At 59.5% G+C, this 26,166-nt stretch carries 21 protein-coding genes and 2 pseudogenes; 18 read left to right on the forward strand and 5 right to left on the reverse strand.

Annotated features, from left to right (window positions below; translation table 11 throughout):
• Positions 1-208 (reverse strand): annotated as a pseudogene (locus VH564_RS23370) (GGDEF-domain containing protein); the annotation flags it as partial.
• Between the two features lie 516 nt (positions 209-724).
• Between VH564_RS23370 and VH564_RS23375 the strand changes: the two are divergent.
• From VH564_RS23375 to VH564_RS23390, 4 genes are all read left to right on the forward strand, one after another.
• Complete coding sequence (locus tag VH564_RS23375) at positions 725-1,156, forward strand: curlin (protein ID WP_423342249.1); 432 nt, start codon at positions 725-727, stop codon at positions 1,154-1,156.
• A gap of 65 nt (positions 1,157-1,221) precedes the next feature.
• The gene (gene csgH / locus VH564_RS23380) at positions 1,222-1,617 is read left to right on the forward strand and encodes a curli-like amyloid fiber formation chaperone CsgH (protein WP_423342250.1); all 396 of its coding nucleotides are present in this window, start codon (positions 1,222-1,224) and stop codon (positions 1,615-1,617) included.
• Between the two features lie 169 nt (positions 1,618-1,786).
• Positions 1,787-2,200, forward strand: a complete 414-nt coding sequence (locus VH564_RS23385) for a curlin (RefSeq protein ID WP_423342251.1) — start codon at positions 1,787-1,789, stop codon at positions 2,198-2,200.
• 303 nt (positions 2,201-2,503) lie between these two features.
• Entirely contained in the window at positions 2,504-3,718 is a 1,215-nt protein-coding gene (locus VH564_RS23390; RefSeq protein ID WP_423342252.1) for an SfnB family sulfur acquisition oxidoreductase, read from the forward strand.
• 232 nt (positions 3,719-3,950) lie between these two features.
• Here VH564_RS23390 and VH564_RS23395 read toward each other — a convergent pair whose 3' ends face one another.
• Both VH564_RS23395 and VH564_RS23400 read right to left on the reverse strand, forming a co-directional pair.
• Positions 3,951-5,162, reverse strand: coding sequence for an acyl-CoA dehydrogenase family protein (locus VH564_RS23395; RefSeq protein ID WP_423342253.1), 1,212 nt, complete (start codon positions 5,160-5,162; stop codon positions 3,951-3,953).
• 71 nt (positions 5,163-5,233) lie between these two features.
• Complete coding sequence (locus tag VH564_RS23400; protein WP_423342254.1) at positions 5,234-6,280, reverse strand: substrate-binding domain-containing protein; 1,047 nt, start codon at positions 6,278-6,280, stop codon at positions 5,234-5,236.
• Between the two features lie 232 nt (positions 6,281-6,512).
• On the opposite strand from VH564_RS23400, the gene VH564_RS23405 reads away from it, so the two are divergent.
• From VH564_RS23405 to VH564_RS23465, 13 genes and pseudogenes are all read left to right on the forward strand, one after another.
• Positions 6,513-7,994, forward strand: coding sequence for a sugar ABC transporter ATP-binding protein (locus VH564_RS23405; protein WP_423342255.1), 1,482 nt, complete (start codon positions 6,513-6,515; stop codon positions 7,992-7,994).
• Positions 7,991-9,112: an ABC transporter permease gene (locus tag VH564_RS23410; protein ID WP_423342256.1), complete on the forward strand. Its 1,122-nt coding sequence runs from the start codon at positions 7,991-7,993 to the stop codon at positions 9,110-9,112. The genes VH564_RS23405 and VH564_RS23410 overlap by 4 nt, the downstream gene beginning before the upstream one ends.
• A gap of 45 nt (positions 9,113-9,157) precedes the next feature.
• A complete protein-coding gene (locus VH564_RS23415; RefSeq protein ID WP_423342257.1) occupies positions 9,158-10,555 on the forward strand; it encodes an LLM class flavin-dependent oxidoreductase in 1,398 nt (465 codons plus the stop codon).
• Positions 10,556-10,698: 143 nt separating this feature from the next.
• Positions 10,699-11,712 (forward strand): sugar ABC transporter substrate-binding protein, encoded by a 1,014-nt coding sequence (locus VH564_RS23420; RefSeq protein ID WP_423342258.1) that lies wholly within the window; start codon positions 10,699-10,701, stop codon positions 11,710-11,712.
• Positions 11,713-11,781: 69 nt separating this feature from the next.
• Positions 11,782-13,326 (forward strand): sugar ABC transporter ATP-binding protein, encoded by a 1,545-nt coding sequence (locus tag VH564_RS23425; protein ID WP_423342259.1) that lies wholly within the window; start codon positions 11,782-11,784, stop codon positions 13,324-13,326.
• Positions 13,316-14,338: an ABC transporter permease gene (locus tag VH564_RS23430; RefSeq protein WP_423342260.1), complete on the forward strand. Its 1,023-nt coding sequence runs from the start codon at positions 13,316-13,318 to the stop codon at positions 14,336-14,338. Before VH564_RS23425 ends, VH564_RS23430 begins: the two co-directional genes overlap by 11 nt.
• A gap of 4 nt (positions 14,339-14,342) precedes the next feature.
• Positions 14,343-15,335 (forward strand): ABC transporter permease, encoded by a 993-nt coding sequence (locus VH564_RS23435; RefSeq protein WP_423342261.1) that lies wholly within the window; start codon positions 14,343-14,345, stop codon positions 15,333-15,335.
• A 136-nt stretch (positions 15,336-15,471) separates the two neighbouring features.
• Positions 15,472-15,624, forward strand: a pseudogene (locus tag VH564_RS23440) (ATP-binding cassette domain-containing protein); the annotation flags it as partial.
• Between the two features lie 268 nt (positions 15,625-15,892).
• Positions 15,893-17,482, forward strand: coding sequence for an ABC transporter substrate-binding protein (locus VH564_RS23445; RefSeq protein WP_423342262.1), 1,590 nt, complete (start codon positions 15,893-15,895; stop codon positions 17,480-17,482).
• Between the two features lie 75 nt (positions 17,483-17,557).
• Entirely contained in the window at positions 17,558-18,565 is a 1,008-nt protein-coding gene (locus VH564_RS23450; protein ID WP_423342263.1) for an ABC transporter permease, read from the forward strand.
• A complete protein-coding gene (locus tag VH564_RS23455) occupies positions 18,562-19,419 on the forward strand; it encodes an ABC transporter permease (RefSeq protein WP_423342264.1) in 858 nt (285 codons plus the stop codon). Before VH564_RS23450 ends, VH564_RS23455 begins: the two co-directional genes overlap by 4 nt.
• Positions 19,412-20,242, forward strand: a complete 831-nt coding sequence (locus tag VH564_RS23460) for an ATP-binding cassette domain-containing protein (protein ID WP_423342265.1) — start codon at positions 19,412-19,414, stop codon at positions 20,240-20,242. The genes VH564_RS23455 and VH564_RS23460 overlap by 8 nt, the downstream gene beginning before the upstream one ends.
• Positions 20,239-20,955 carry an ABC transporter ATP-binding protein gene (locus tag VH564_RS23465; protein WP_423342266.1) on the forward strand — a complete coding sequence of 239 codons (717 nt, stop codon included), beginning with the start codon at positions 20,239-20,241 and terminating at the stop codon, positions 20,953-20,955. Before VH564_RS23460 ends, VH564_RS23465 begins: the two co-directional genes overlap by 4 nt.
• Before the next feature lie 240 nt (positions 20,956-21,195).
• Here VH564_RS23465 and VH564_RS23470 read toward each other — a convergent pair whose 3' ends face one another.
• Together VH564_RS23470 and VH564_RS23475 are read right to left on the reverse strand one after the other, a co-directional pair.
• Positions 21,196-24,309, reverse strand: a complete 3,114-nt coding sequence (locus tag VH564_RS23470; RefSeq protein WP_423342267.1) for an efflux RND transporter permease subunit — start codon at positions 24,307-24,309, stop codon at positions 21,196-21,198.
• On the reverse strand, positions 24,309-25,415 hold the full coding sequence (locus VH564_RS23475) for an efflux RND transporter periplasmic adaptor subunit (protein ID WP_423342268.1): 1,107 nt from the start codon (positions 25,413-25,415) through the stop codon (positions 24,309-24,311). Before VH564_RS23475 ends, VH564_RS23470 begins: the two co-directional genes overlap by 1 nt.
• 96 nt (positions 25,416-25,511) lie before the next feature.
• On the opposite strand from VH564_RS23475, the gene VH564_RS23480 reads away from it, so the two are divergent.
• A complete protein-coding gene (locus VH564_RS23480; RefSeq protein ID WP_423342269.1) occupies positions 25,512-26,102 on the forward strand; it encodes a TetR family transcriptional regulator in 591 nt (196 codons plus the stop codon).
• Positions 26,103-26,166 lie beyond the last annotated feature (64 nt).

Raw genomic sequence — 26,166 nt, forward strand, 5'->3', positions numbered from 1 at the left:
CTGTCGAGGCCGTGAGCGCAAGGGGAAACCGAAAGCTGAAAAACAGGTTCACGCTCATCATGAAGATGGCCCCAAAAACCATGTAGTACGAGACAGCCTCCACGGCACTGGACATTTGTGCAGTGATTATCCAGGCAAGATAGGCCACAGATACTGCTGTAGCCGCGACCGCATCGATCAGGCCGGATCTTGCTTCAAAGTAGATCATCATAAAGCACGTCGGCGTTTAAAGCGCCCTAGACCTTACCCGAAGCATATTGAACGCGTCGGGCATTGGCATCGGGGCTCGACAGGAAATCCTTAAATAGTTTTTCTTTTCCGTTGCTGAAAAGATGTCATCGCCTTAAAGGCGATCTGAACCGCAGACCCCATTGGTGAACGCACGTTTTTATAACAATATCAGACGATTGATATGTAAAGGTGATTTATGGTGCTTGCCTTTGCTTTGGTTAAAGATACATCGCTCCACCAGCGCGCTGGATCAGAGCGGACGTAGAGATCCTCTGCTCGTGCCTGGGAAGCGCCTCAGGCACGCCATCGCACAGCAGCGGCGTTGCCGGGACGTTTCCATGCCGAAAGCGGCGCATGTCGTCATAAGTTCCCTTGCGGCACGGCTTTGCGCAAATGAACGCCGACTGAATAGCATCTTCAGCATGCGTTCCATACCAAACGCCTAAAAGAAAGACGTTCAATCGCGGTCATATCCGCCTCAGGAGACACTGTCATGATCCGTACGTCTTTCGTTGCAATCGCCCTCGCCGCTCTCGTTGGTATCACCGCGCCAGCCATGGCCAATGATGTGCGGATCGAACAGTACGGGTGGTCTAACTCTGCCGGTGGCGCTCAGGAAGGATATGGACACCGTATCAGAACCTATCAAAACGGCAGCCACAACCGGATTGTCGGCCACCAATATGGTCGTAATAGCCTTTCGGCAGTCGGCCAGGAAGGCAATGATAACTATGGCGCCACCTACCAGACTGGCGACCGCAACGTGGCCGGCATTGGCCAGTTTGGTTCGAACCACACAACCATCCTCACCCAGGACGGCAATGGCAACATCGCGGCGGGCGTTCAGGTCGGTCGTGGTTGCAGCGCCAATGTCAGCCAGGGCGGCAACGGCAATGTCGCAGCCTTTGTCCAGGCCTGCCCATGAGCGATCACGGGCGATGAGGTAAAACTGGTTTACAGGCGGCAGCAGATAATTAAGGGAGCCGATCGATGCTAAACAGCGTTAAACATCCACGCAGCGTGCTGGCAATTTCCGCCCTGCTGCTTCCCCTCGGCACTTTTGCGACAATGTCAACTGCAAGTCCGTCCGGCGAAGTGCTGCTTTGCGAGATCAAGGCGACGCCGGTGGGAAGTATGATAAGAATGGAGGCCTTTGCACATGCCGACGGACATCTCGGCGGCACCTATTCCTTGCAGGTCGAAAATTCAGGAAAAAGCGGACGCTCCACGATCAATCAGAACGGTGACTTCGATGCGCGCGAGGGGCGTCCTCAACTGCTCTCCTCCGTGACCCTCGACGCTGGAGGAAGCGCATACACGGTCATGCTGGATATCGTGAGCGGAGAGAAAAGCGTCCGGTGCACGAAGCAGATTGGTCGCGACTGACCGGCCAAAAAACTCGGAAATATCATGGAAAGGCGTCGGCTTCCGGCGCCTTTCTTCTTGGGTAGAGCAAAATGACTGAACGGCAGTTGAACGGCCGATTCCAACTGGGTTCAGCTGCAAGGTGCGAAGCTTGATCATCGGCTCAGATAGCCGGAAAATGGAGATCAGGATGACCTGCAGCAAATTCAAGATCCTCGCCGTCAGTCTTCTTGTTGGGAGCATGGGGCAAGCGGCATTGTCTTTCCCAGCCTATGCCGGTGGACAAATCTCGCTCAACCTCGCGCCCCAGAATTCTGGCGATGCCGACCTGTTCTCGACAGGGATGCGCGTCTACTCGCTCTATCGTAATTTGAAAAGTGCCGATATCAGGCAATTTGGCAACGGTAACGCGGCGGGTATCGCCCAGGCTGGCAGTGACAATATCGGCTTCATTCAGCAGCGGGGTAACGGTCACTCCGCAAGCTTGCGGCAGACTGGAAACCGCAATGCCTATGGCATTTTCCAGTTTGGCCGAAATACGAGAAGTGACGTCATTCAGGACGGGGATGACGGTAGTGGTGCGACCGTCAGCTATGGCTGGTAAGGCAAGTTCAAGCGGTCCTGACGGCGATGCGGAGTTTAGAGGTCGGTTGCAATCCTCCGGACGAGAACAGACCGTACAGATGGTTTCGGGGTGCAGCTAGAGTAGAAGAGGTTTCAACACGTATAGCCATCGCGACGCTATCTTCAAAATCCGGTCTCATTGGTGCTGCAGGCTTCATGGGTCAGGTGTGATCCAAGTAAATGGTATGGAATTCCATCTTCGCCTGTCAAAATAGACGCTCATAACTTTTAACGTCGCCACACACGCCATAGCGTGACACGCATAACAGTGGCGGACGATAAAATGCATAACCCTTCGCACCCAGATGAAATTGGACGACCTGCATCAGTCATTCGTAGTGACGAAGAGGCGATCTCGGTGGCCAGGCGGCTCGCCGCAGATTTCGCTGAAACAGCGATAAACCGTGACGCCGACCGGTCGATGCCCTTTGGCGAAATGGATGCCTTGGCGCAGTCCGGATTGCTGGCCATTACCGTACCTGCGGAATTTGGAGGCCTAGATGTTTCGAACGCCGTCCTCGCAGAGATCACTGCAATTTTGGCAGAGGCAGATGCTTCGATTGGTCAAATTCCGCAGAACCATTTCTACATCCTCGAGGCTCTACGGATCGATGGAAGTCACGAACAGAAGCGCTTCTTTTTTGGCCGGGCGCTAGCAGGCGATCGATTTGGTAACGCGCTGTCGGAAAAGGGAACCAAAACTGTTGGCCACTACCACACGCGCATTAGCCGCGATGGATTGGGTTACCGCATCAATGGGCGCAAATTTTATTCGACTGGAGTGTTGTTTGCCGACTGGGTGGTCATTTTCGCGCTCGACGAAGCAGATCGATTGACCATGTCGTTCGTCGCAAAGGGCAGTGACGGAATCGAAATCATCGATGACTGGGATGGTTTTGGCCAGCGGACGACTGGCAGCGGGACAACCCTTCTGAACAACGTCTACGTACAAGCCGATGCAGTCGTCTCGCACCATAAGGGTTTCGAAAGGCCGACAACGATCGGCTCTGTGGGCCAGATCATTCATGCCGGGGTCGACCTTGGCATCGCCCGCGCCGCTTTCAAGGCGACGGTCGGTTTTGTCAATACCCAGTCTCGACCCTGGACCGACAGTGGTGTTGAGCGTGCCAGCGACGATCCGCTGACGATTGCGAAGATTGGCAAGATTGCCATTCGGATCGAGGCGGCGGCAGCAATGGTTGAACGGGCGGGTCATCAGATCGATCTGGCGCAGATCGAACCCACCGAAGCTAATGTAATTGACGCAACATTGGCCGTAGCAGCGTCCAAAGTCCTGACGACGGAGATCGCGCTGGAGGCGTCGAGCACTCTGTTCGAACTCGCTGGCACCGGCGCGACCCGTATAGGCCTTAATCTCGACCGGCACTGGCGCAACGCCAGGACACATACACTCCACGATCCCGTTCGCTGGAAGTACCACGTCGTCGGCAACTACCACCTCAACGGCATAAAGCCACCGAAGAGCGGCGCGCTTTGACACCGCGACGGTGGCGACGACCTGAGTGATTGAGCGGTCAGCACTCCTTCCTCTTTCAAAAGAGTTTCAAACGCTGCTACGCAGACGGCACGAAGCAGAAAACTGATTGGCCCTCGTTGGACGGGTTACCGATCCAAGCGCTTATTGCTGTGGCGGGTTAACGGGGGGCGCACTCGCCGTTCTGCAGATGAGAACAATCTGATAAGGCGAGTGTTTTCCGACTTTCAGAATGCTAGCTATATAAACTGACCTCTGGAATTCTATCGTTCAGCGCGTATTCGCCGACTTCTTTGGCTTTGTAAAACACAGGGTCATGAAGCGTGTGGGTTCGGACATTGCGCCAGTAGCGGTCGAAACCGTATTTAGCAGCGGTGGCGCGGGCACCGATAATTTCGAAGACACGCGCAGTGATGTCCAGCGACACATGCGTGGCATGGACCTTGGCGGCATAGGCTTCGGCCGCCGCCTCGCCGCGTTCTCGTGGTGTTACGTCTTGACCGCGTGAGAGACCAGCCTGGACGATGGCTGCCGCCTGATCGGCCAGCGCCACCGACGCTTTTAGCGACGCCGTCCATTCGCCGACGCGTTCGAGGATATAGGGGTCGTCGGCAGCCCGGCCGACGCCCGAGCTGATCCAAGGGCGCGTCGTCGAACGGACATAGTCGAGGGCGGCAGCAAGCGCGCCCTCGGCCGTGCCGAGATAGAAATTCACGAAGACGAGCTGGATGAGCGGCGTGTTGAAGGTTGCGAGTGGCGGCGGGGGCGTGTCGATGTTCGCTGGAGGAGCCGCGAAATCCGTCTCATAAACCGGGAAATCTTTGAAATCGACGCTGCCGCTGTCCGACAATCGCTGTCCGAAATTGTCCCAATCATCATTGGCAATATAGCCAGGCCGATCGGTGGGCACGGCGAAATTGACGTTTTTTCCATCCAGCAGCGCATTGGCATTGATATAGTCGGAGACCCGGGCCGCGGTCGAAAAGGACTTTCTGCCGTTGAGCACATAGACGTTGCCGCGCCGGGTCAAACTCAGCCCTGGATCGCGAGGATTGACGGCGGCGCCCCAGTAGAGATTGCGCGACACCGTCTCTGCTCCCAGCGAGGCTGCGCGGGCCTGGTCAGTGAAAGACCAGTAGATCGACTGGCTATTCACATAGTGATAACCGAGCAGTTGTCCGAGTGAGCTTTCGCCGCGCGCAATGATCCTTACCAGTTTGAGCGCATCGACCCAGTCGAGGCCGCCGCCACCGATGTCAGGCGGATGCAACGCATTGAGAAGGCCCGTGTTCTTCAACTGTATGATTTCCCGCACGGGCGCCAGACCGTTGCGATCAAGCTCGGCGCCGCGACGGGCAAAATCGGCAGAGATCTCCGTTGCCTTGGAAAATAGCGCGTCGCGGCCAATACCGTGGCTGGCAGCGAGGACGACATTCGATTTGCTCATCTCAAAACTCCGATTTCATCAAAAGCGTGCCACGGCTGGTGGCCATTGCCCCTCGCCGCGCCAGCCTGTCATCAGTACAGTTTCTGTGGGATCCAGCTGGCGCTAACCGCATCGCTGTGGTTGAAGGCTGGTAGCTTGGCCGCAAGATCCTCTATGGTCTTGACGCCGGCCGAGCGCAGCGCCGCTTGGGTCAAAAGCGTTGGCTCGACGGTTATCTGGTGCGGCACTGGCTGGCCGGCGATCTGCAGTGCTGCAGTGCGGATCGATACCGCCCCAACCACAGCAGGATTGGTGGCGACAGTGGCAACCCAGGGACTGCCCTCCTCGGTGATCTCCTGGATATCCGCGGTCGAGACATCAGCCGAATAGATCTTGATCTTGTCCTTGATGTTGAGGTCCCCGGCTGCAAGCTTGACGCCGCGGGCAAACTCGTCATAGGGGGCAAAGACGACTTTGATGTCTGGATTTGCCGCCAGCGCTGCCTTGGCTTGGTCGGCGGTACTGGTTGCCGTGGTATCGCTGACATTGCCGAAATGGGCTTTTTCGACGACGCCGGCATTGTCGGTCTTGAACTTCTCCCAGACCTCATTGCGGCGGTCGAGGGGGGCAAAGCCGGCAACATAGACATAGGCGGCGTTGAAACTTGTACCGTTGTCCTTGACCACCTGCTCGAGAGCCTGGCTCGCAAGTGCGTGATCGCTCTGCTCGACCTGGGGGATATTCGGGTTGTTAAGGTTGACGTCGAAGGCGACCACCTTGATACCCTTGTCGAGCGCCTGCTCCGCGACGTCACTGATCGATTCAGGCAGCCCGTGATCGATGACGATCCCCTGAACGCCGAGATTGATCGCTTGCGAGATCTGCTCGCGTTCCTCAGAGGCATCCTGGCGACCGGGGAAAACGCGCAGATCGATGCCGAGCGCCTTGGCCTGGGCAACTGCGCCGGCTTGATAGGCCTGGAAGAAATCACCGGCAGAAATGTAGCTGATCAGTGCCAGCTTGACGCCGCCTTTGTCGAAGGGAGCAGGCGCGCCGGCAATGCCATCGGCAAGCGTAGCCTGGCTGAAGAGAAGCGGAAGGATGGCGGCACTGGCGGCCAGCCGCAGGTCATATCTCATGGTCGCGTTCCTTTTTTATGGCCATCTGGCGCGTCTGCCGATTGACCGGGTCACTGCCCTGGCGACGCACATTGAGTAGACATAATTCCCCATAAGATTTGTAGATTGTTTCGTGCGTTGTTTTCCGCCAGCGGAGATTGTTTGTTTCTCCGGCGGCCATTGCACAGGTAGGCTTTGCCTGTCTCGTCTTCGGAACAGCTGGCAAAATGGCAGAAATAACGAAAGGTCTGCCGTGCCGCTTCTTCGTGTCGATCAGCTCCGTCGCAGCTTCGCCCAGACGAAGGCCTTGAATGGCGTTTCTCTGACGATCCAACGCGGCGAAATCGTTGCCTTGATGGGAGCCAATGGTGCCGGCAAGTCGACGCTGGTCAAAATACTGTCCGGCGTGCTGGCGGCTGATAGCGGCACGGTTCAGATGAAGGGCCATAGTTTTGCGCCGCGTAGCCCGGCCGAAGCGGCCCGGGCGGGAATTGTTACCGTGCACCAGTCGACAGATCTGGTTGCTGCGGCCGGTCAGACAGTGGCGGATGCGCTGTTGCTCAATCGTTTCGCCAACCGCAGCCTGCCGTTCTTCGTGTCGCGTGCGGGCATTCGCAAGCAGGCGCAGGCGATGCTCGCGATCGCCGGCTTCGATCTGCCGCTCGATCGCGATTTTGGCGATCTCTCAGCCGCCGACCGACAGCTCGTGGGCATCGCTAGAGCGCTCGGCAATCGGGCCGATCTGCTGATCCTTGATGAGCCGACGGCCAGTCTGTCGGCGAGCGAAAGCGACCGGCTGTTCGAAATTTTGCTGCGTCTGCGTCGGACAGGCCTTGCCATTCTCTATATCTCGCATCGCACCGCTGATCTGGCAGCCATTGCCGACCGGGCGCTGGTGATGCGCGGCGGTGTGGTCGTCGGCGCCTTTGCGCGACCCATCGACTTCGACCGCGCAATCGAGACGATGATCGGCCGCTCGCTGGAATCGGCGCGTCCCGGCGAGCGAACAGCGCGTGGCGAGGCTGTGTTCACGTTGCGGGATGCCCGACTGCTGCCGGACAGTCCGGCTTTCGATCTGTCCCTGCATGCAGGCGAGGTGGTGGCGATCACAGGCGTGCTCGGTGCCGGCAAGAGCAGTTTGCTGTCGTCGATATTCGGCACCCAGCCGCTTGCGCAGGGCGAGATGGTTCTCGACGGCTGGCGATACGCGCCAAAGACCGCAGCCGATGCGATCGTCGCCGGCGTTGCCATGGCTGCGGAGGATCGGCAACGCTCGTCGTTGATGCCACCCTCATGGCCGGGCAATTCGATCGCCGCCACCATAAGCCTGCCGCATCTGGCCAGATGGTATCGCCACGGCTTTCTCTTCGGCGATCGTGAGAAGCGTGAGGCTGACAAGGCAATCGACCGGTTGCACATCAAGGCGTCTGGTCCATTGGCCTCCATATGGACGCTGTCGGGCGGCAACCAGCAGAAGGTGGTGCTAGCTCGCTGGGAAGCAGAGCCGAGCCGGCTGCTGTTGCTCGACGAGCCGTTCCAGGGCGTCGATGTCGGTGCCCGCCAGGATATCATTCAGGCCATCCGCAGCCGCTCCGACCGGGCAACGCTGATCGCCACTTCCGATCCCGAGGAAGCGATCGAAGTCGCTGACCGAATTTTCGTCATGGACCGGCACGGTCTTGTCGCCGCGACGCCAGACCGACTGGCATTCGCCCCAGAAGGACTTCCAGCATGACTGCCACCGACAGCGATATTTTTGGCGAGGAAGATGCGCCGTACGCCTCCGATCAAAGCCGTGCCCCTGGAAGACAGGATGTCGGTCCCGAGAAGCCGGTAACCGCACTGAGCGGCGATGGCCAAGTGACATGGTTAGCCGGGGTGCTGGGCTTCGTACGTTCCGGCGCCGTGTTCATTCTCTTGGCTGCACTCATAATGATTTTCACCACCGCCCAGCCGGCCTTCATCAATCTCAGCAATCTCATGAGCATTCTGCAAGCGGTCTCCGTCGTTGCCATTCTCGGCGCCGGCGTCACCGTAACGCTGGCCGTCGGCGGCTTCGATCTGTCCATTGGCGCGGTAGCGGCATCGAGCGTCATGGCCGCAAGCTATGCGATGATTGTCTGGCGATTGAATGGTTTTGAGACCGTGCTGCTGGTTCTGGCTTTCGGTGCCGTGGTGGGCCTCGTGAACGCGCTTCTGATCGTCCGGCTGAAGGTGCCGGATCTTCTGGCGACTTTGGCGATGATGTTTCTGTTGTCCGGATTGCAATTGATTCCGACCGCCGGCCGCTCGATTTCAGCAGGGCTGATTTTGCCGGACGGCACGAAGGCATCTGGCGCCTACGATCCGTTGTTCCTGCTGATCGGCCGGTACAGCCTGTTTGCCACGGTGCCGGTTTCGGTCATCCTGATGGCGCTGGTGGCCTTGCTGCTTTTCGTGCTCACCGAGCGGACGCGCGTCGGTCGGCTTTTGTTTGCCACGGGTGGCAACGAAGTGGCGACGCGGTTGGCGGGCGCTTCGACGGTGCGGTTGAAGACGCTTGCCTATGTGATATCCGGCACGCTGGCTTCGCTCGGCGGTATCGTCATTGCCGCCCGGGTCGGGCGTGGCGATGTGTCGTCAGGTGGCTCGTTGCTGATGGATGCCGTCGCCGCCGCGCTGATCGGATATGCAGTGCTTGGCCTGCGTCGACCGAACGTGCTCGGCACCATCGCTGGCGCGGTCTTCGTTGGCGTGCTGCTCAATGGCCTGACCATGCTGAACGCGCCCTATTACACCCAGGATTTCGTCAAGGGAGCCGTTCTCGTCGGAGCCCTTGCCCTCACCTATGGCCTCAACCGCAGCAACACCTGAGGCTGCCGGCGGCTGCAACGCCTATACGACGAAAGGAAGACCAAGATGAGCCGCGAAATCAGGCTGAATGCATTTGACATGAACTGCGTGGGCCACCAGTCGCCCGGCCTGTGGACCCATCCGCGCGACCAGTCCTGGAAGTACAAGGACCTGGATTACTGGGTCCATCTGGCAAAGACGCTGGAGCGGGGGAAATTCGACGGATTGTTCATTGCCGACGTGCTCGGCGTGTATGATGTGCTGAATGGCAATGTCGATGCGGCGTTGCGGCATTCGGCCCAGGTGCCGGTCAATGATCCGCTGCAGCTCATCCCGACCATGGCCCATGCCACCGAAAATCTCGGCTTCGGCCTGACGGCGTCGCTGTCCTTCGAGCATCCCTACACCTTTGCGCGGCGCATCTCGACCCTCGACCATCTGACCAAGGGTCGCGTGGGTTGGAACATCGTGACCTCCTATCTCAACAGCGGGGCTCTCAATATTGGCCAACAGGCCCAATCGAAGCATGACGATCGGTATGACCTGGCCGAGGAATATCTGGAGGTGTGCTACAAGCTCTGGGAAGGCAGCTGGGAGGATGGCGCCGTGGTGCGCGACCGCGCCACCGGCATTTTCACCCATCCGGAAAAAGTCCATCCGATCGATCATTCCGGCAAACACTTCACCGTCCCTGGCATCCATCTGAGCGAGCCGTCGCCGCAGCGCACGCCGGTTCTGTACCAGGCCGGCGCCTCCAGCCGCGGCAAGGATTTTGCCGGGGCCCACGCCGAGTGCATTTTCGTCGCAGCCCCGTCGAAACCGGTGCTGAAGCGCTACGTCGCCAACGTCCGCGAGGCGGCTGAGCGCGTCGGTCGCAATCCACGGGAGATCTTGGCCTTCAACCTCCAGACTGTCATCCTCGGCGAAACCGATGCCGAAGCCAAAAAGAAGTTCGACGAGTATCGCAAATACGTCTCCTACGAAGGCGCGCTGACGCTGATCTCCGGCTGGACCGGCATCGATTTCAGCCAGTTTAGCCCCGACGAACCGTTGCGCCATCGCTACACCAACGCCGTGCAGTCGGCGGTCGAAACTTTTACCACCATCGATCCCGACAAGGTGTGGACAGTGCGCGAAATGGCCGACTGGGTCGGCATCGGTGGTTTCGGCCCCGTCTTCGTCGGCTCGCCGCAGACGGTTGCCGACCTGCTACAGGAATGGGTCGAGGACACCGATGTCGATGGCTTCAACCTCGCCTATGCGGTCACGCCGGAAAGTTTTGAGGACGCGGTCGATCTCTTGGTACCGGAACTGCAGAAGCGTGGTGTCTACAAGACGGACTACAAGGCGGGCACATTGCGCGAAAAGCTGATCGGCCATGGGCCACGCCTCACCGCTCCCCATCCAGGCGCCGGTTATCGCGATCTTTGGAGAGACCAGCAGCGCTTGAGAGGCCACGGCTAACCGTCGGTCACTTGCGCGAGAACTATGGTTCAGGACTGAAGCATTGCGGACTTTGCCCAGTTCCACCCAAATTTGAAATTCTGTTCCTCGTCCCGCGCAATAGAAGACCTATTCTATAGACATTATTATTTGGGGAGTTGAACATGGACTATGAGCATTCAAAGGGTGGCCTTGGCCGACGGGACCTCTTAAAAATCTCTGCCATCGCCGGTGTTGCGGCGGTGGGCGCGACGCTTGTCGGGCGAGGGCCTGCGGCGGCGGCAGATGGCGAACTGTCGCTGAAGGGCAAGCGCATCGCCATCAGTGCCACGGGCACCGACCACTTCTTCGACCTGCAGGCTTACAACGCGCAAATCGCGGAAGTGAAGCGTCTGGGAGGCGAGCCTATTGCCGTCGATGCCGGTCGTAATGACGGAAAGCTGGTGTCGCAGCTGCAGACGCTGATCGCCCAGAAGCCTGATGCGATCGTGCAGATCCTCGGGACTCTCAGCGTCATCGATCCCTGGCTGAAGAAGGCACGCGATGCCGGAATTCCGGTGCTGACCATCGATGTCGGTTCCACCAATTCGCTGAACAACACCACCTCGGACAACTGGGGAATTGGCAAGGACCTGGCGCTGCAACTCGTTTCCGACATTGGTGGCGAGGGGAATATCGTCGCCTTCAACGGCTTTTACGGCGTCACGCCCTGCGCTATCCGCTACGACCAACTCGTCAATGTCGTCAAATATTTCCCCAAGGTGAAGATCCTGCAGCCTGAACTGCGCGATGTGATCCCGAATACTGTCCAGGATGCCTTCACCCAGATTACAGCCTTGCTCAACAAATTCCCTGAAAAGGGCTCGATCAAGGCGATCTGGTCGGCGTGGGATATCCCTCAGCTCGGCGCCACCCAGGCACTTGTCGCCGCCGGTCGCACAGAAATCAGGACTTACGGCGTCGACGGCAGCCCGGAAGTGTTGCAGCTGGTGGCCGACGCCAATTCGCCAGCCGGCGCCGACGTAGCACAGCAGCCGGCCGAGATCGGCCGCACGGCGATCCGCAACGTCGCAAAATTGCTCGCAGGTGGCACCCTTCCGCGTGAAACCTACGTACCAGCGTTGCTCGCCAACAAGGTCAACATCAACGAAGTTACCAAAAAACTTGGCATCGGCTGAGACAAGCATTTTTGATCCGCAGCAGATGCTGCGGATCATCTCCGATCAGACGAGCTGAACGAGGCGTCCGTGACGGCTGCTCCCATTTCCGCGCCAGGCAACGGCGACATCATAAGCTTCCAAGGCATCGACAAGCATTTTGGCGGAGCGCAGGCATTGTCAGACGCCTCGCTCGTCGTTCGCCGCGGCTCGGTGCATGGTCTTGTCGGACAGAACGGCGCCGGCAAGTCGACGCTGATCAAGCTGCTTGCCGGATTGCACCATCCTGATCGTGGCACGATCGCCATCGATGGCCGCCAGTTCGACAGGCTCACGCCCCATCTTGCCGAAGAGCTCGGTATTCATTTCATCCACCAGGACCGCCTGCTGGTCCCGACCTTCACCGTCGGCGAAGCACTTTTCCTCGGTCGCGAGCCGCGCATCAAAGGAACGCCGTTTCTTGACCGAAATGCAATGCAGCGTCGAGCTAGTGCCATACTTGGCGACTACTTTGGCGTCCAGCTGTCGAAGAATGCATTGATTAGCGAGTTGTCCACGGCCGAAAAGCAAATCGTCCAGATCACAAGGGCGCTGCTCAACCAGCCGAAGGTCCTGGTCTTCGACGAGCCGACAGCCGCTCTTGTTCGCCGCGAAGCCGACATCCTCTTCCGCTTGATCCGTCGCCTCAGCGCTGAAAACGTGACGATCATCTACATTTCGCATTACCTTAATGAGATCGAATCCCTCTGCGACGATGTCACGGTATTGCGCAACGGGCGCACCGTTGCCTCGCTGCCGATGGCGGCGACCTCGGCCAATGCCATCGCTCGCCTGATGATCGAACGCAATATCGGTGAGATGTTCCCGAAACGCGCTGTGGCGCTGGGCGAAGAGCTTCTGAGGCTGGACAAGATCACGTCGCCTGGCAAATATGCCGATGTGTCGCTGATCCTGCGACGTGGTGAGGTGCTGGGACTGACGGGCCTCCTTGGCTCGGGTGCCAAGGAGCTGATCCGAACGCTGTTCGGCCTCGAAACAGCTGCAAGCGGACGGATCGAGGTGGGCGGCAAGACAGCACGACTGGCCAACCCTTCAGGCGCCGCCGGTCGTGGGATCGCACTCGTGCCTGAGGATAGGCGCATCAATGGTGTGGCGCTGGATCTCAGCGTCGGCGAGAACATCAGCTTGGCGTCGCTGCGCCGGTTCACCAAACTCGGATTCCTCGATCGCGCGAAAGAGGCAAGCGAGACGGAGGAGCTGATGCGAAGGTTGGAGATCAAGACGTCCGGGCGCAACGCCCTGGTTCGGACGCTGTCAGGCGGAAACCAGCAGAAAGTCGCAATTGCCAAATGGCTGAGCCGGCACTCCAAGATCTACCTGCTCGATGAACCGACCGTCGGAGTCGACATCGGCTCGAAAGTCGAAATTTACAACCTGATCGGCGAACTCGCCGCGCGGGGTGCCGGAGTCATTGTTCTCTCCTCCGATTTGCCAGAGCTGATCGGGATCACAGATCGCATCCTGGTGTTCTTCCGTGGCCGGGTCTTGCGTGAATTTGTTTCGAGCGAGACCACCCCGGATGAGGTGCTGACACAAACCACCGGATCGCTGGAGGACTTGCGCCATGTCGGCTGAGATGCAATCGACTCTCAATGACTTCAGACCGGCCGAAGCGGTGCGCCGCAGGCTGGGCCGGGATCTTGCTATCGCCTCCTTGCGCTTTGGGTCACTGATTGCCTTCGCCGGGATTCTCTTGATCTTTTCGCTAACGGCACCCTACTTCCTCAGCATCGGCAATATCGGAAATGTCCTCGGCCAGTCGGCGATCGCGGGAGTTCTTGCAATCGGGCTGACCATCGTACTCGTCGTTGGCGGCTCGAATGTGGTAACGGGTGGCATAGATTTGTCGCTAGCCGCGAATATGGGCCTTAGCGCTGCAGTCTACGCCAGCCTGGTGCAGCTTGGCTTTGGTGATGCAGCGGCCGTTCCGGCAGCGATCGCAACCGGCGCTGTGATCGGCGCAGTCAATGCCGCCGCCGTTGTCTTTGCCGGCATCGTGCCGTTGCTGGCGACGCTCGCGGTTATGAATATCGTCGGAGGACTGGAACTCGTGCTGACGGAAAACACCGTCGTGCCGGCGACAACGCCCTTTCTCTCGCTTCTCTCGGCCAATGACACGCTCGGCATTCCAGTCCTAGCCTATGTTCTTCTCGCCTTTACGTTGCTCGTGACGGTGATCGTGCAATACACGCCGCTCGGATTGCGGCTCTATGCCGTCGGCGAGTTTCCGGAGGCGGCACGCGCTGCGGGGCTGCCAATAAAGCGGCTTGTGGCGGGGGCTTTCGTGGCCAGCGGTATCTGCGGCGGTATTGGCGGCATATTGTCCGTCTCCTATCTCAGTGGCAGCACGACGGGTGCTGGCGAGATGCTGCTCCCGGTCGTTGTCACCGCACTACTCGGATCGGTCTTTTCCCGCAGGCTGGTGCCGACCATTCCGGGAACACTGCTGTCGGCACTGCTGGTCGGATTTCTTGTCAACGGTTTTCAATTGCTCAATATTTCAAGCATGCTCGTGAGTGGCGTGCAAGGCGTGCTCATACTCGTTGTGGTATCCGCCACGACGCTGTTGCGCCGGCAGGAGAACTGAACCTATGGCCCACTCACCGTCATTATCCACGATCGATGCCGGCCTGGCGCACGGCCTTGCCCGCAATGTCGGTCGCTTTGGCCTGGTCCTGGCGCTCTTTGCTGTATTCGCAACCTTCACCGCTGTTGCGCCGACATTTCTGACGCTGGCTAATCTGCAGAGCCTCCTTGTTAACAATTTCACACTGCTGGCCATTGTTTCCGTAGCAATGACATTTGCCGTGTCCTCAGGGGGCATCGATCTCTCGATCGGCACCGCTGTCGATATGGCGTGCTTTGCCTTTGTCTCGATGGTGCTTGCCGGGGAGCCCGTAGCGATCGCAGCGCTGGCCGGGCTTGTCGCCGGAGGTCTGGTCGGGGCATTCAATGCAGTGTTGATTTCCGGCATCGGCATTTCGCCGTTTCTGGCGACGCTCGGAACTCTGTTCATCGGTCGCAGCATCCAGCAGATGCTGACAAATGGCGGTAACCCTGTCTATCTGCCGCCGAACGGCGTGCCCTCCTCCTTCCGCTTCCTCGGCCACGGCACCATATTTGGCGTGCCGACACCTCTTATCGTCGCAGTCGGCATTATCGTCCTGGCGGCCGTTGTGCTTTCACGCAGCCGCTTTGGACGCGTCATTACGGCATCCGGCATCCAGGCAAGCGTTGTCCGATATTCCGGCCTATCCATCCGTAGCCATATCGCTATTGTCTTCGTCGTCGTCGGGGTGGTATCGGCGGCGGCCGGCCTGATCCTGACAGCGACCGTCAACGTTTACATCCCCTCCTCGGGAAATGCCTTCTTGCTCAACGCCATCGGCGCCACCTTCATCGGCGCGACATTCAGTCCCCTCCGCCGCCCGAATATCGTCGGCACTGTGCTCGGTGCGTTATTGCTATCTGCTGTCGCCAACGGTCTGCTGCTCAGCGGCTTGAATTTCTATTGGCAACAGGTTGGAACCGGGACTTTGATTTTTATTGTACTCGCTATGAGCTCCTGGAATAGGTCTCCTTAGAGGCGGAGGGTCAGCCTCGATGCGCCGTCACAAATGAAATTGAAGTGAGAGTCGGCTGAAACCGAATTTCGAATGGACTTTGAGTTTCTCGAGCCAGGTCATAAGCTTGGAGATCATCCTTAATCGCGATGACTTTGAGAAGGATGGTGCGGTTTCCGGCGGCATGCGCCAACGCGTCGGGATTGCCCGGGCGCTGGCGACCGAGCCCGACATCCTGCTGATGGACGAACCGTTTGGTGCGCTGGACAGCCTGACGCGCGAGCAGATGCAGGAACTGTTGGTGTCCATCGCCCACATCATCTCGACGCTCCGCTTTGCAGTTTGTGGGGAGATGTTCGAAAAAAAGGGTTATTTTTCCGAGCGCGGGTGCCTTCACCGAAGGTGGGAGATATTTTTTGCAGAGAAACCGCCAAAATAGCGAAGATCTTTCACTGCGGAGGCAGACGTCACGGACCGAACGCCTTCCGCATCGCGTTTCTGCAGTTTAGGCTTAAAGCATCTCAAGGGATTTTTGATCTTTTTAACGATATCGACGCACCTCTTATTTCGGAGACATCATGACCATCCTTCTCACACGGTCGCGGCTGCTCGGCACGGCCCTTGGCGTCGCGCTCGCCTTTTCCGCCGGCCTCGCCAAGGCTGAAACGCCAGCCAACGTCCTCGTCGTTGCCCAGTCGATCGACGATGCCGTAAGCTTTGATCCGGCTGAAGGGTTTGAGCTGACCACCGTCCAGGCGTTCAACAATGTCTATCAGCGACTGATCCAGTCCGACCGCAAGGACGGCACCAAGATCGACCCGGCTCTGGCGCTCTCCTGGAAGCCCGGCGCCGACGGCAAGAGCCTGACCTTCAAGCTTGACCCGGCCGCCAAGTTCGCCTCCGGCAATCCGGTTCGCCCCGAAGACGTGATTTTCTCGCTGTCGCGCGCCGTCAAGCTCAACAAGGCGCCGGCCTTTATCCTCAACGAACTCGGATGGAAAGCCGACAACGTCGACAAGGCGATCGAGAAGGTCGATGCTGAAATGGTGAAGCTCACTTGGACGGCCGATGTGGGGCCGGCCTTTGCACTGTCACTGCTGACAGCGCCGATTGCCTCGATCGTCGACGAAGCCTCCGTCTCGCCCCAGACCAAGGAGGGCGATTTCGGCAATGCCTGGCTAAAGACCAATTCCGCCGGCAGCGGTTCTTTCACGATCGCCAGCTACGCGCCGCATGAGGCGCTGGTTCTGCAGTCCAATCCGACATCATCGGACAAGCCAAAGCTCGACAGCGTCATCATCCGCAACGTGCCTGACGTGTCTGCGCGCCGTCTGCTGGTCGAGCAGGGCGATGCTGATATCGCCCGCGGCCTGTCCGCTGACCAGATCGAGGCACTGAAGTCGAAGGCCGGTGTCAAGGTTCTCGCCGTGCCGTCGGCCCGCACCGATTACCTGCTGATCAACACCAAGGCCAATGCGACGCTCGGCAACCCTGCCTTCTGGGAAGCCGCACGCTATCTCGTTGACTACAATGGCATCGCCAAGGATCTGCTGCGCGGCCAGAGTCAGATCCACCAGGCTTTTCTGCCGGTCGGCTTTCCCGGCGCGCTGACGGACACGCCATTCAAGCTCGACGTCGACAAGGCCAAGAAGATCTTGGCCGACGGCGGCATCAAGACGCCGTTCAAGATCGAGTTCCCGGTCTTCAACGACCAGCCCTTCCTGTCGATCGCCCAGTCGCTTCAATCGAGCTTCGGCAAGGCTGGCATCGAGCTCGACATCCAGCCGGGCGTTGCCAGCGAAATCTACGCCAAGGGCCGTTCCGGCCAGTACCAGATCACCCTGCGCTATTGGATTCCGGACTACTTCGACCCGCATTCGAATGCCAGTGCCTTTGCCATCAACAAGGACAATTCCGCCAACACGGTTGCCAGGCAGGCCGGCTGGGTCATTCCGGATCTGACCAACGAAACACTGGCCGCCGTCAAGGAGCAGGATGCCGCCAAGCGCATCGGGCTTTACCAGGACCTGCAAAAGAAGCTGCAGAAGTCGTCGCCCTTCGTTTTCCTGCTTCAAGGCAGCGATCAGGTCGTGTTAAGCGACAAGGTCAAGAACTATGTGCAGGGCCTGAATGCCGATCAGGTCTATTACGACCAAGTGGAAAAATAAGTGCAGCCTGCGACGCTCGCGGTATCTTTGAATAACCAAAACTCTCGTCAGCCGAAACGCTGGCGGGGGTTTGTCATGCTGGGGCGCCTGTTGCGCTGGCTGTGGTCCTTTGCGCTGACGTTGCTTGGCCTGGCGCTCGTCACCTTTCTGATGACACGGCTGGCCCCGGCCGATCCCGCCCTACAGATGGTCGGCGATCACGCCAGCCAGTCAAGTTACGACGCAGCACGCCTGGCGCTCGGTCTCGACCGCCCGCTTCCCATACAGTTTTTGCGCTATCTGCAGGCCGCTTTTTCCGGCAATCTCGGCCAGTCCATCTCGACCGGGCAACCGGTCGCGAGCGACATCGCACGCACCTTCCCGGCAACGATTGAACTGGCAACGACCGCCATCATCGCCGGCGCCATCATTGGCCTGGCGCTTGGTATCCTTGCCGCCATGCGGCCGGGAAGCTGGGTCGATGCCATCGCCCGGATCGTTTCGCTGTTCGGCTATTCCGTGCCGATCTTCTGGCTCGGCCTGCTGATGCTACTGCTGTTTTATGCCCGCCTGCATTGGGCGCCGGGTCCCGGACGGCTAGGGATCGTCTTCCAATATACAGTCAAACCCGTCACCGGATTTGCGATCGTCGACGCCTGGCTGTCCGGTAAGCCGGGTGCAGTGGCCGACGTACTCGCCCATCTCGCCCTCCCCGCCACCGTGCTGGCACTCTATGCGCTGGCCGGCATTTCCCGACTGACGCGTGGCGCGGTGCTGACCGAGCTCGGCCAGGAATATGTGCTGACGGCGCGGGCCAAGGGCGCCAGCCTGACCCGCATCGTCTTCGTCCACATCCTCCCGAACATTTTTGGCACTCTGCTGACCATCGTGGCGCTGGCCTATGCCAGCCTGCTCGAAGGCGCTGTGCTGACAGAAACCGTGTTTGCTTGGCCCGGCATCGGCCGATACCTGACGACAGCCATGTTTGCCGGTGACACCCCGGCCATTCTCGGCGCGACGTTGGTCGTGGGTAGCACCTTCGTGCTGCTCAACGCCCTGACCGACCTTGCCGTCGGTTTTGTCCAAAGGGACCGCGCCCGATGAGCCTTATGGTCGAACCCGTGGTTCTCTCCAGCTCCCTGCTGCGGCGCGTGCTGCGATCGCCTTCGGCCGCCATCGGCACGACGATCCTCTTGGTGATGCTGTTCGCGGCACTCTTCGCACCGCTAATCGCACCCTACGATCCGAACCTGCAAGAGACGGCCAACCGGCTCGCCGTGCCGAGTGCCGCGCATTGGATCGGCACCGATGCCTTCGGCCGAGACCTGCTGTCACGCTTGCTCTATGGCGCCCGCCCGACCCTGTTGCTGGTGCTGTTCGTCGTGCTGCTGATGGCACCCACCGGTATTGTCATCGGCGTGCTCGCCGGTTATTTCGGCGGCATCGCTGAGCCTATCCTGATGCGGATCACCGACATCGTCATGTCCTTTCCGCGGCTGCTGCTGGCCTTCGCCTTCGTCGCCATCATGGGCCCCGGGCTCCTCAACGGTGCCCTGGCGCTGGCGCTCACCAGCTGGCCGGCCTATGCACGACAGGCGCGCGTCGAGACGGTGGCGTTGCGCCGCAGTGATTATCTAGCCGCCGCCGAGATGGTCGGCATTCGTGGACCGCGTCTGCTGATCGGCCATGTTCTGCCGCTGGTGATGCCATCTGCCATCATCCGCCTGGCGCTCGACCTGTCCGGCATCATCCTCGCCGCGGCCGGTCTCGGCTTTCTCGGCCTGGGCGTCCGTCCGCCGACGGCCGAATGGGGCTCGATGGTCGCCGAGGGCACGCAGGTGATTTTCGACCAATGGTGGATAGCCGCCGCTCCCGGCTTTGCCATCCTGATCATCTCGCTGGGCTTCAACCTCGTCGCCGATGGGCTGCGCGACATCCTGGATCCGCGTCATGGCTGAACCCTTGCTCGACGTCAAGAACCTGACGATTGCCTTCCCGTCCGACCGCGGTCCGATCGATGTGGTCAAATCTATCTCGTTCAGCGTTGGCCGCGAGATCGTCGCCGTCGTCGGCGAATCCGGCTCGGGGAAATCGATGACCGGTCGCGCCATCATGGGGCTGCTGCCACCGCACGCCAAGGTGCGCGCTGAGACGATGAGGTTCGACGGGGTGGATCTGCAGACATTGCGACCTGCGCAGTGGAATCGTCTGCGCGGCGATAGCATTGGCCTGATCCTGCAAGACCCGAAATTCTCGCTCAATCCGGCCCATCGTATCGGCCGTCAGATTGAGGAAACATTGCTCTTGCACACCAAGCTGTCCGTTGGCGAGCGTCGCGACAGGGCGCTGGAGATGATTGACAAGGTTGGGCTTGCCGATCCGAAGCGCGTCTACGACAGCTATCCGGCCGCCCTGTCCGGCGGCATGGGCCAGCGGGTGATGATCGCCGCGATGCTGATCAATCGCCCGAAACTGATCATCGCCGACGAACCGACCTCGGCGCTCGACCATGATTTGCAGGAGCAGATTTTGCTGCTGCTACGTTCTCTGGTCGAAGAGTTCGGCATGGCCATGATGCTGATCAGCCACGACCTCCAGCAGGTAGCGCGCTATGCCGATCGCGTCATTGTCATGCGCCAGGGCGAGATCGTCGACCGTCTCCCGGCCGCCAGCCTCGCCGAAGCGAAGTCGCCCTATACCAGAGGCCTCTGGGCGGCACGACCGTCCGCAACCACTTACGGAACACGCCTGCCGGTGATCGATGACGAGGACGCGACGTGACTGGGATCGTAGTAGAGCATCTTTCGGTCACTTTTCAGGGTGCAACCGCTCCGTTTAAGGCCGTCGATGACGTCAATCTGTCAATTGCCAAAGGCGAGACCTTTGGCCTCATCGGACCGTCCGGCTGCGGCAAGACCACAGTGCTGCGCAGCATCGCCGGCCTGAACTTGGGATGGGGCGGATCGATCTCCGTCTTTGGCCAAAACCTGCAGCTCCACCGGAAGATCACCGGTCCCTTGCGGCGCGACATCCAGATGGTATTCCAGGATCCCTATTCGTCGCTGCACCCCCGCCACCGCATCCGCCGCGTGCTCGGCGAGCCGCTCACGATCGCCGGCCTCGCCGACGTCGAGGCGGAGGTTGCTTTGGCGTTGGAGCGGGTCGGTCTTTCGGCAGCGATCGCCGATCGCTATCCGCATCAGCTCTCCGGCGGCCAGCGCCAGCGAGTGGCGATCGCCCGGGCCCTTCTGCTGAAGCCACGACTGCTGCTGCTCGACGAGCCGACCTCGGCGCTGGATGTCTCCGTCCAGGCCGGCATCCTCAATCTGCTCAACGATCTCAAGGCATCGCACGACATGACGATGGTGCTGGTCAGCCATGATCCCGGCGTCATCGGCCATATGTGCGACCGGGCCGCGACGATGGAGAAGGGGCGCATCATCGGCGAGGTGGATCACGCCGCACTGTTGGCGAGCTCACTGGCCACACCTTAATGGCGGCGGCAATAGCGCAGTGATCACATGCTGACGGTCAACCTACAGGTAACCTTGAAATTTGCGACAAGGTCCTCTCGACCCTCGTCAATATCGTTTAGCGTTGCGGCGGCAACCCGTTGCGATCTTTCGTCGCCACGGGTTCGCGCGATGCAAGAACGCTTGTAGGCAAGCGCGTCCCATATCATGTTGGATGATCCAAATAGCTTGGCCTCGAACTGCTCCTGATGTCTCATGATGTCACTCCGCAGCAAGCGCCAGTGCGGGTCTTGCGGGCTGCTCATCGTTCTGATGGTCAGCTTCCTGCTTGGGCGGCTTGATCCTGAACCAAGTCGCGTAAAGCGCGGGCAGGAACAGTAGGATCAAGACCGTGCCGACAGCCGTGCCACCAATCAGCGTATAGGCCATGGAGCCCCAGAAGACGGAGTGCGTCAGCGGGATGAAGGCGAGCACGGCGGCAAGCGCCGTCAGGATGACGGGCCGGGTTCGCTGCACCGTCGCCTCAATGACCGCATGGTAGTCGTCCAGCCCCGCCGCCTTGTTTTCCTTGATCTGCTCTGTCAGGATCAGCGTGTTGCGCATCAGGATCCCTGCCAATCCGATCAGGCCGAGAATGGCATTGAATCCGAATGGCTGGTTGAAGATGAGCAGGACAGGAACGACGCCGGCCAGTCCAAGCGGACCCGTGAGCATCACCATCGTCATTGTAGACAAGCTTCGGACCTGCAGAATGATCACGATCAACATCGCGGCGATCATCAAGGGAAAGACCTGGACGAGAGCGGTATTCGCCTTCAAGGACTCCTCGATATTGCCCCCCATCTCGATACGGTATCCCACCGGCAGTGACGCGATGAGCGGCTGAAGCGCCTTCATGACCTGCATGGAAACTTCCGGAGGTTGGCTGGCTTCGTTGATATCGGACCGGACTGTAATCACCGATGTCCGGTCACGACGCTTCATGATCGGCTCTTCGAACCGCACTTCAGCATGGCCGATCTGGTCAAGCGGCACGGCTCGTCCCTCTCTGCCAATCAGAGAAAAGTTCGACAACTTGGCCGGGTCTAGGCGCGTGTCACCACCGCTTCGTGCGACGACCGCAACGTTCCGGATATCCTCACGAACCTGGGTAATCGGGACGCCCGTCAATAGGAGCTGGAGCTGCTGACCAGCTTCGGCAGGCGACAGCCCGATCAAGTTGAGACGCTCCTGATCCGGAACAAATCGAAGAACAGGCGTACGATTGCCCCAGTCACGATTGGCGTGCCGCACGTCCTGAACTGTCTGCATCAGAGAAATTGCTTCCTCGGAGATTTCGTAGAGCTTTTCGGGGTCCGGACCCATGATCCGAAACTCGACAGGAAACGGCGTGAAGGGCCCGAATACAAGCTGTGTGACCCGAACGAAGGCTTCGGGAGCCAAGCCAGCCGAGACAGCTTCTCGCAGGCGTTCCTTCAGCTCTTCGCGAGCTTCAGCATTTGGGGTTAGCACGACGAGTTTTGCAAACGCCGGATCTGGGAACTCGGGGGACATTGCGAAGAAGAAGCGTGGCGCACCCTGCCCTACATAGCTGGTGACGATCTTCGTCTCCGGCTGCTTCTGAAGCCAATCTTCGAGCTTTGCGACGGTTGCAGTTGTCGTCTTGATGCTCGTTCCTTCCGGCAGACGGACTTCGACAAGCACTTCAGGCCGGTCCGACGTCGGGAAGAACTGTTGCTTGACTGCGCCCATGCCGACGACAGACGCCCCCATCATTACGACGACGACGGCGCAGGTCATGAACTTGTGACGGATCACGAATTCGATCATGCCACGCAGCCTGCGATAGTTAGGAGTGTTATAGATCGCGTGGTGTCCGCCTTCTACAGGCTTGATGTTTGGCAGCATCTTGACGCCCAGATAGGGAGTGAAGATCACCGCCACGAGCCAGGAGACGATCAGGGCAAAGCCGACGATCCAGAAAATGTTGCCTGCATATTCTCCAGCGGCTGAACGCGCGAAACCGACCGGCATAAGGCCGATGATCGTGACGAGCGTCCCAGACAACATGGGAGCCGCCGTATGGCTCCAGGCATAGGCAGCCGCCTTGATCCGGTCCATACCCTCTTCCATTTTGACGACCATCACCTCGATCGCAATGATGGCATCATCGACCAGCAATCCCAGTGCCAGAATAAGTGCGCCAAGCGTTATGCGGTCAAAGAACCGGCCGGTATCGAGCATGATAATGAACACGACACCGAGCGTGAGAGGCACGGCGAGCGCCACCACAATCCCGACACGCCAGCCGAGGCTGACAAGACTGACGAACAGCACCACGCCGAGCGCCATCGCAAACTTCAACATGAACTCGCCGACGGCTTCCTGAATGTTGACGGCCTGATCGCTGACTTTCGCAAGGGTGATACCGAGTGGCAGCGTCTCCGCGATCTGCGAAGAGCGTTCTTCCAAGGCCTTGCCCAAATCGAGGCCGTTCCAGCCCTGCTGCATGACGACGCCCAGCATGATGGCCGGTTCGCCATTGTGCCGGATGACAAAGGTTTCCGGATCCTGATAGCCGTGGCGAACCTCCGCGAAATCCGACAGCTTGATGCTGCGGCCATTGGCAACGATCGGCGTATCCGCAACCGCCTGAACGCTGTCATAGGCGCCATCGAAGCGCATGAAGACCTGCGGGCCGCGGGTGTCGATCGTGCCGGCCGGGGTCACGGTGTTGCGGCGCTGTAGCGCGGACGCGACATCCTGCGGAGAAATGCCAAGCGTTGCCAGCTTCGGGTAAGAGAACTCGACGAAAATCTGCTCAGGCTGTTCGCCAAGAATGTTGATCTTCTTGACGCCCTGCACATGGAGCAAATCCTGGCGGATCGTCTCCGCCTGACGTACGAGTTCACGCTTCGGCATGCCCTGTGCCTTGAGAGCATAGAGCGCAAAACTGACATCGGAGTATTCGTCATTGATGAAGGGACCGAAGACGCCCTGAGGCAGATTGCGGGCCTCATCCCCCAGCTTCTTGCGCGCCTGATAGAATTCGTCTTCAACAATGGAAGGTGGGGTGCTGTCCTTCAGTGTCACAGTCATGTAGGCGAAGCCTGGGCGCGTGGTGGTCTCCACACGATCATACCAGGTCAGTTCCTGTATGCGCTTTTCGAGCGGTTCGGCTACGAGATCCTGCATCTCGCGGGCCGTGGCTCCAGGCCACACCGTGGTGACTGTGAGGGTCTTGATCGTAAAGGACGGATCCTCCGCTCGCCCCAGCTTGATGAACGCGTATGCTCCGGCTGCAGCTAGTAGAACGATGAAGAACAGGGTGACGGCGCGCTCGCGCACTGCGAGCGCTGAAAGATTGAAGCTCATCAGTTCACCGCCTCTGCAGTTTTTTGCCCTGTGCGCACGCTCGCGCCGTCCTGGAGCAGGTGAGCGCCGAGAGCGATCACCTGCTCCCCAGGCTTCACGTCGGTCACGATGGCTGTCTCTTCGCCCAGCTTCTCGATCTTCACGGCACGAAACTGAACGGTTGAGGTGGTATCATTGAAGACAAAGACCCCGGTTTGGGAGCCGTCGTCGAGGATCGCTCCGATTGGAATCTCTACGGAGGCGGCGTGGGCGCCACTTTCAACACTGATGGTCACCGTTGCACCCAATGGCGCGGTGGCGGCGGAGCCCTGCAGCACCCAACGCGTCTCAAAAGTTCGCGTTTGCTGTTCTGCGGCATCTGAAATCTGTCTGAGCAGTGCAGTCTCAGCCCCGGTCCGGCCATAGATCGTGGCGCGCGCCTTTGCGCCGATCGCGGGTCTCAGATTCTCCGGCATCCAGATCAGTGCCTCACGTGGCCCGGCCTTCGCCAGCCGGACGACAGGCTGACCTGCCGATACGACTTGGCCCGGTTCAGCAAGGGTTTCGACGATCGTACCATCGGCGTCCGCCAGCAGAACTGTGTAGGCCACCTCGTTCTCGGCAACCGTCGCGTCTGCTTCGGCAGCGGCCAGTTGCGCCGCCGCGGTATCCAGAGAAAGCTTCGCACGCTCGTATTGCTGGGTAGACGCCGCGTTGGATTTCACGAGAACCGCAAAGCGTTTCTCGTCTGCCTGCGCCTGCACGAAGGTTGCCTGGGCAGCAATCACAGCATTCCGCTTAGCGGTCAGGGACAGGTTAAGGTCGTTGCTGTCGATGCGCAGCAGGGGCTGTCCGACCCTTACCTGGTCTCCGACCCCCGCCAGCCGCTCCACAATCTTTCCGGGAACCCGAAACCCAAGATCACTTTGAACTCTTGCTGCGACAGTGCCAGTGAAGGCTCTCTCCACCGCGTTGGGAATCTGTACGCTGGCAAGTTTGACAAGGGGCGCGAGCGTACGGGGATCGGATGCTTCCGCCTCGTGCGCTGCTGGGAGGAGGAAGACGGCAGCAGCCACGCCGCCGGATAACACGATCGCGGCCGTCGCGAATAGGAGTTTTCGTTTCATGACACCAACCTTCTTGACGGGAGCATCCTAATTCATAGATTGCATCCTAACTCTAAAGCGCATATAGATGTCAAATGAAATCTAAAGGAGGCAGTCATGAGAGTGAGCCGCGCCCAGGCCGAAGCCAATCGCGAGACAGTCATCAACGTCGCAAGCAGACTCTTTCGCGAGCATGGCTTCGACGGAATCGGCCTCAAGGATTTGATGAAAGGAGCAGGCCTCACCCAAGGCGGCTTCTACAAACAGTTCGAATCCAAGGATGATCTCGCAGCGCTGGCGTCGCGGCGAGCGATGGAAAGCGCCACCCGTCGATGGTCCTCGGTCGCTGCGTCGAGTGCTGACCCGATTCAAGGCGTGATCGAGCTCTATCTCTCGGCAGGCCATCGCGGCGAAACGGGCGATGGCTGCCCTCTGGTCGCGCTCGGCTCCGATGCCGCCCGCCAAAGTGAAGATGTTCGTAGGCCGTTTGAGGACGGGATCAAGGCTCACCTACAGATCCTGGAGGAACTGTTGTCCGCTTCGGACAGCAGGGAGACCAGGACGCAAAAGGCCGAGGTCATGCTGGCCCTCATGGTTGGCGCGGTCACACTGTCGCGGATCGTGACCGACAAGACGCTTGCCGACCGCCTGCTCGATGCAGCCGCGACTGAAGCAAAGCGCTTAGCAACTTCGGAACTGGCCGAGTAACTGCGAAACAACAAGGTTTCCATCAGTTCAGCATCCGCGTTCCCCAAAGGTCGTTTTCTTGGAG

Origin of the sequence: Rhizobium sp. HT1-10, assembly GCF_049472505.1 — a bacterium.
In the GTDB taxonomy this organism is placed as follows: domain Bacteria; phylum Pseudomonadota; class Alphaproteobacteria; order Rhizobiales; family Rhizobiaceae; genus Rhizobium.

Excerpts from the sequence above, each read along its gene's own strand:
- VH564_RS23375 (WP_423342249.1), top strand. The coding sequence starts at position 725 with ATGATCCGTACGTCTTTCGTTGCAATCGCCCTCGCCGCTCTCGTTGGT.
- csgH (WP_423342250.1), top strand. The coding sequence starts at position 1,222 with ATGCTAAACAGCGTTAAACATCCACGCAGCGTGCTGGCAATTTCCGCC.
- VH564_RS23385 (WP_423342251.1), top strand. The coding sequence starts at position 1,787 with ATGACCTGCAGCAAATTCAAGATCCTCGCCGTCAGTCTTCTTGTTGGG.
- VH564_RS23390 (WP_423342252.1), top strand. The coding sequence starts at position 2,504 with ATGCATAACCCTTCGCACCCAGATGAAATTGGACGACCTGCATCAGTC.
- VH564_RS23395 (WP_423342253.1), bottom strand. The coding sequence starts at position 5,162 with ATGAGCAAATCGAATGTCGTCCTCGCTGCCAGCCACGGTATTGGCCGC.
- VH564_RS23400 (WP_423342254.1), bottom strand. The coding sequence starts at position 6,280 with ATGAGATATGACCTGCGGCTGGCCGCCAGTGCCGCCATCCTTCCGCTT.
- VH564_RS23410 (WP_423342256.1), top strand. The coding sequence starts at position 7,991 with ATGACTGCCACCGACAGCGATATTTTTGGCGAGGAAGATGCGCCGTAC.
- VH564_RS23415 (WP_423342257.1), top strand. The coding sequence starts at position 9,158 with ATGAGCCGCGAAATCAGGCTGAATGCATTTGACATGAACTGCGTGGGC.
- VH564_RS23420 (WP_423342258.1), top strand. The coding sequence starts at position 10,699 with ATGGACTATGAGCATTCAAAGGGTGGCCTTGGCCGACGGGACCTCTTA.
- VH564_RS23430 (WP_423342260.1), top strand. The coding sequence starts at position 13,316 with ATGTCGGCTGAGATGCAATCGACTCTCAATGACTTCAGACCGGCCGAA.
- VH564_RS23435 (WP_423342261.1), top strand. The coding sequence starts at position 14,343 with ATGGCCCACTCACCGTCATTATCCACGATCGATGCCGGCCTGGCGCAC.
- VH564_RS23445 (WP_423342262.1), top strand. The coding sequence starts at position 15,893 with ATGACCATCCTTCTCACACGGTCGCGGCTGCTCGGCACGGCCCTTGGC.
- VH564_RS23450 (WP_423342263.1), top strand. The coding sequence starts at position 17,558 with ATGCTGGGGCGCCTGTTGCGCTGGCTGTGGTCCTTTGCGCTGACGTTG.
- VH564_RS23455 (WP_423342264.1), top strand. The coding sequence starts at position 18,562 with ATGAGCCTTATGGTCGAACCCGTGGTTCTCTCCAGCTCCCTGCTGCGG.
- VH564_RS23460 (WP_423342265.1), top strand. The coding sequence starts at position 19,412 with ATGGCTGAACCCTTGCTCGACGTCAAGAACCTGACGATTGCCTTCCCG.
- VH564_RS23470 (WP_423342267.1), bottom strand. The coding sequence starts at position 24,309 with ATGAGCTTCAATCTTTCAGCGCTCGCAGTGCGCGAGCGCGCCGTCACC.
- VH564_RS23475 (WP_423342268.1), bottom strand. The coding sequence starts at position 25,415 with ATGAAACGAAAACTCCTATTCGCGACGGCCGCGATCGTGTTATCCGGC.
- VH564_RS23480 (WP_423342269.1), top strand. The coding sequence starts at position 25,512 with ATGAGAGTGAGCCGCGCCCAGGCCGAAGCCAATCGCGAGACAGTCATC.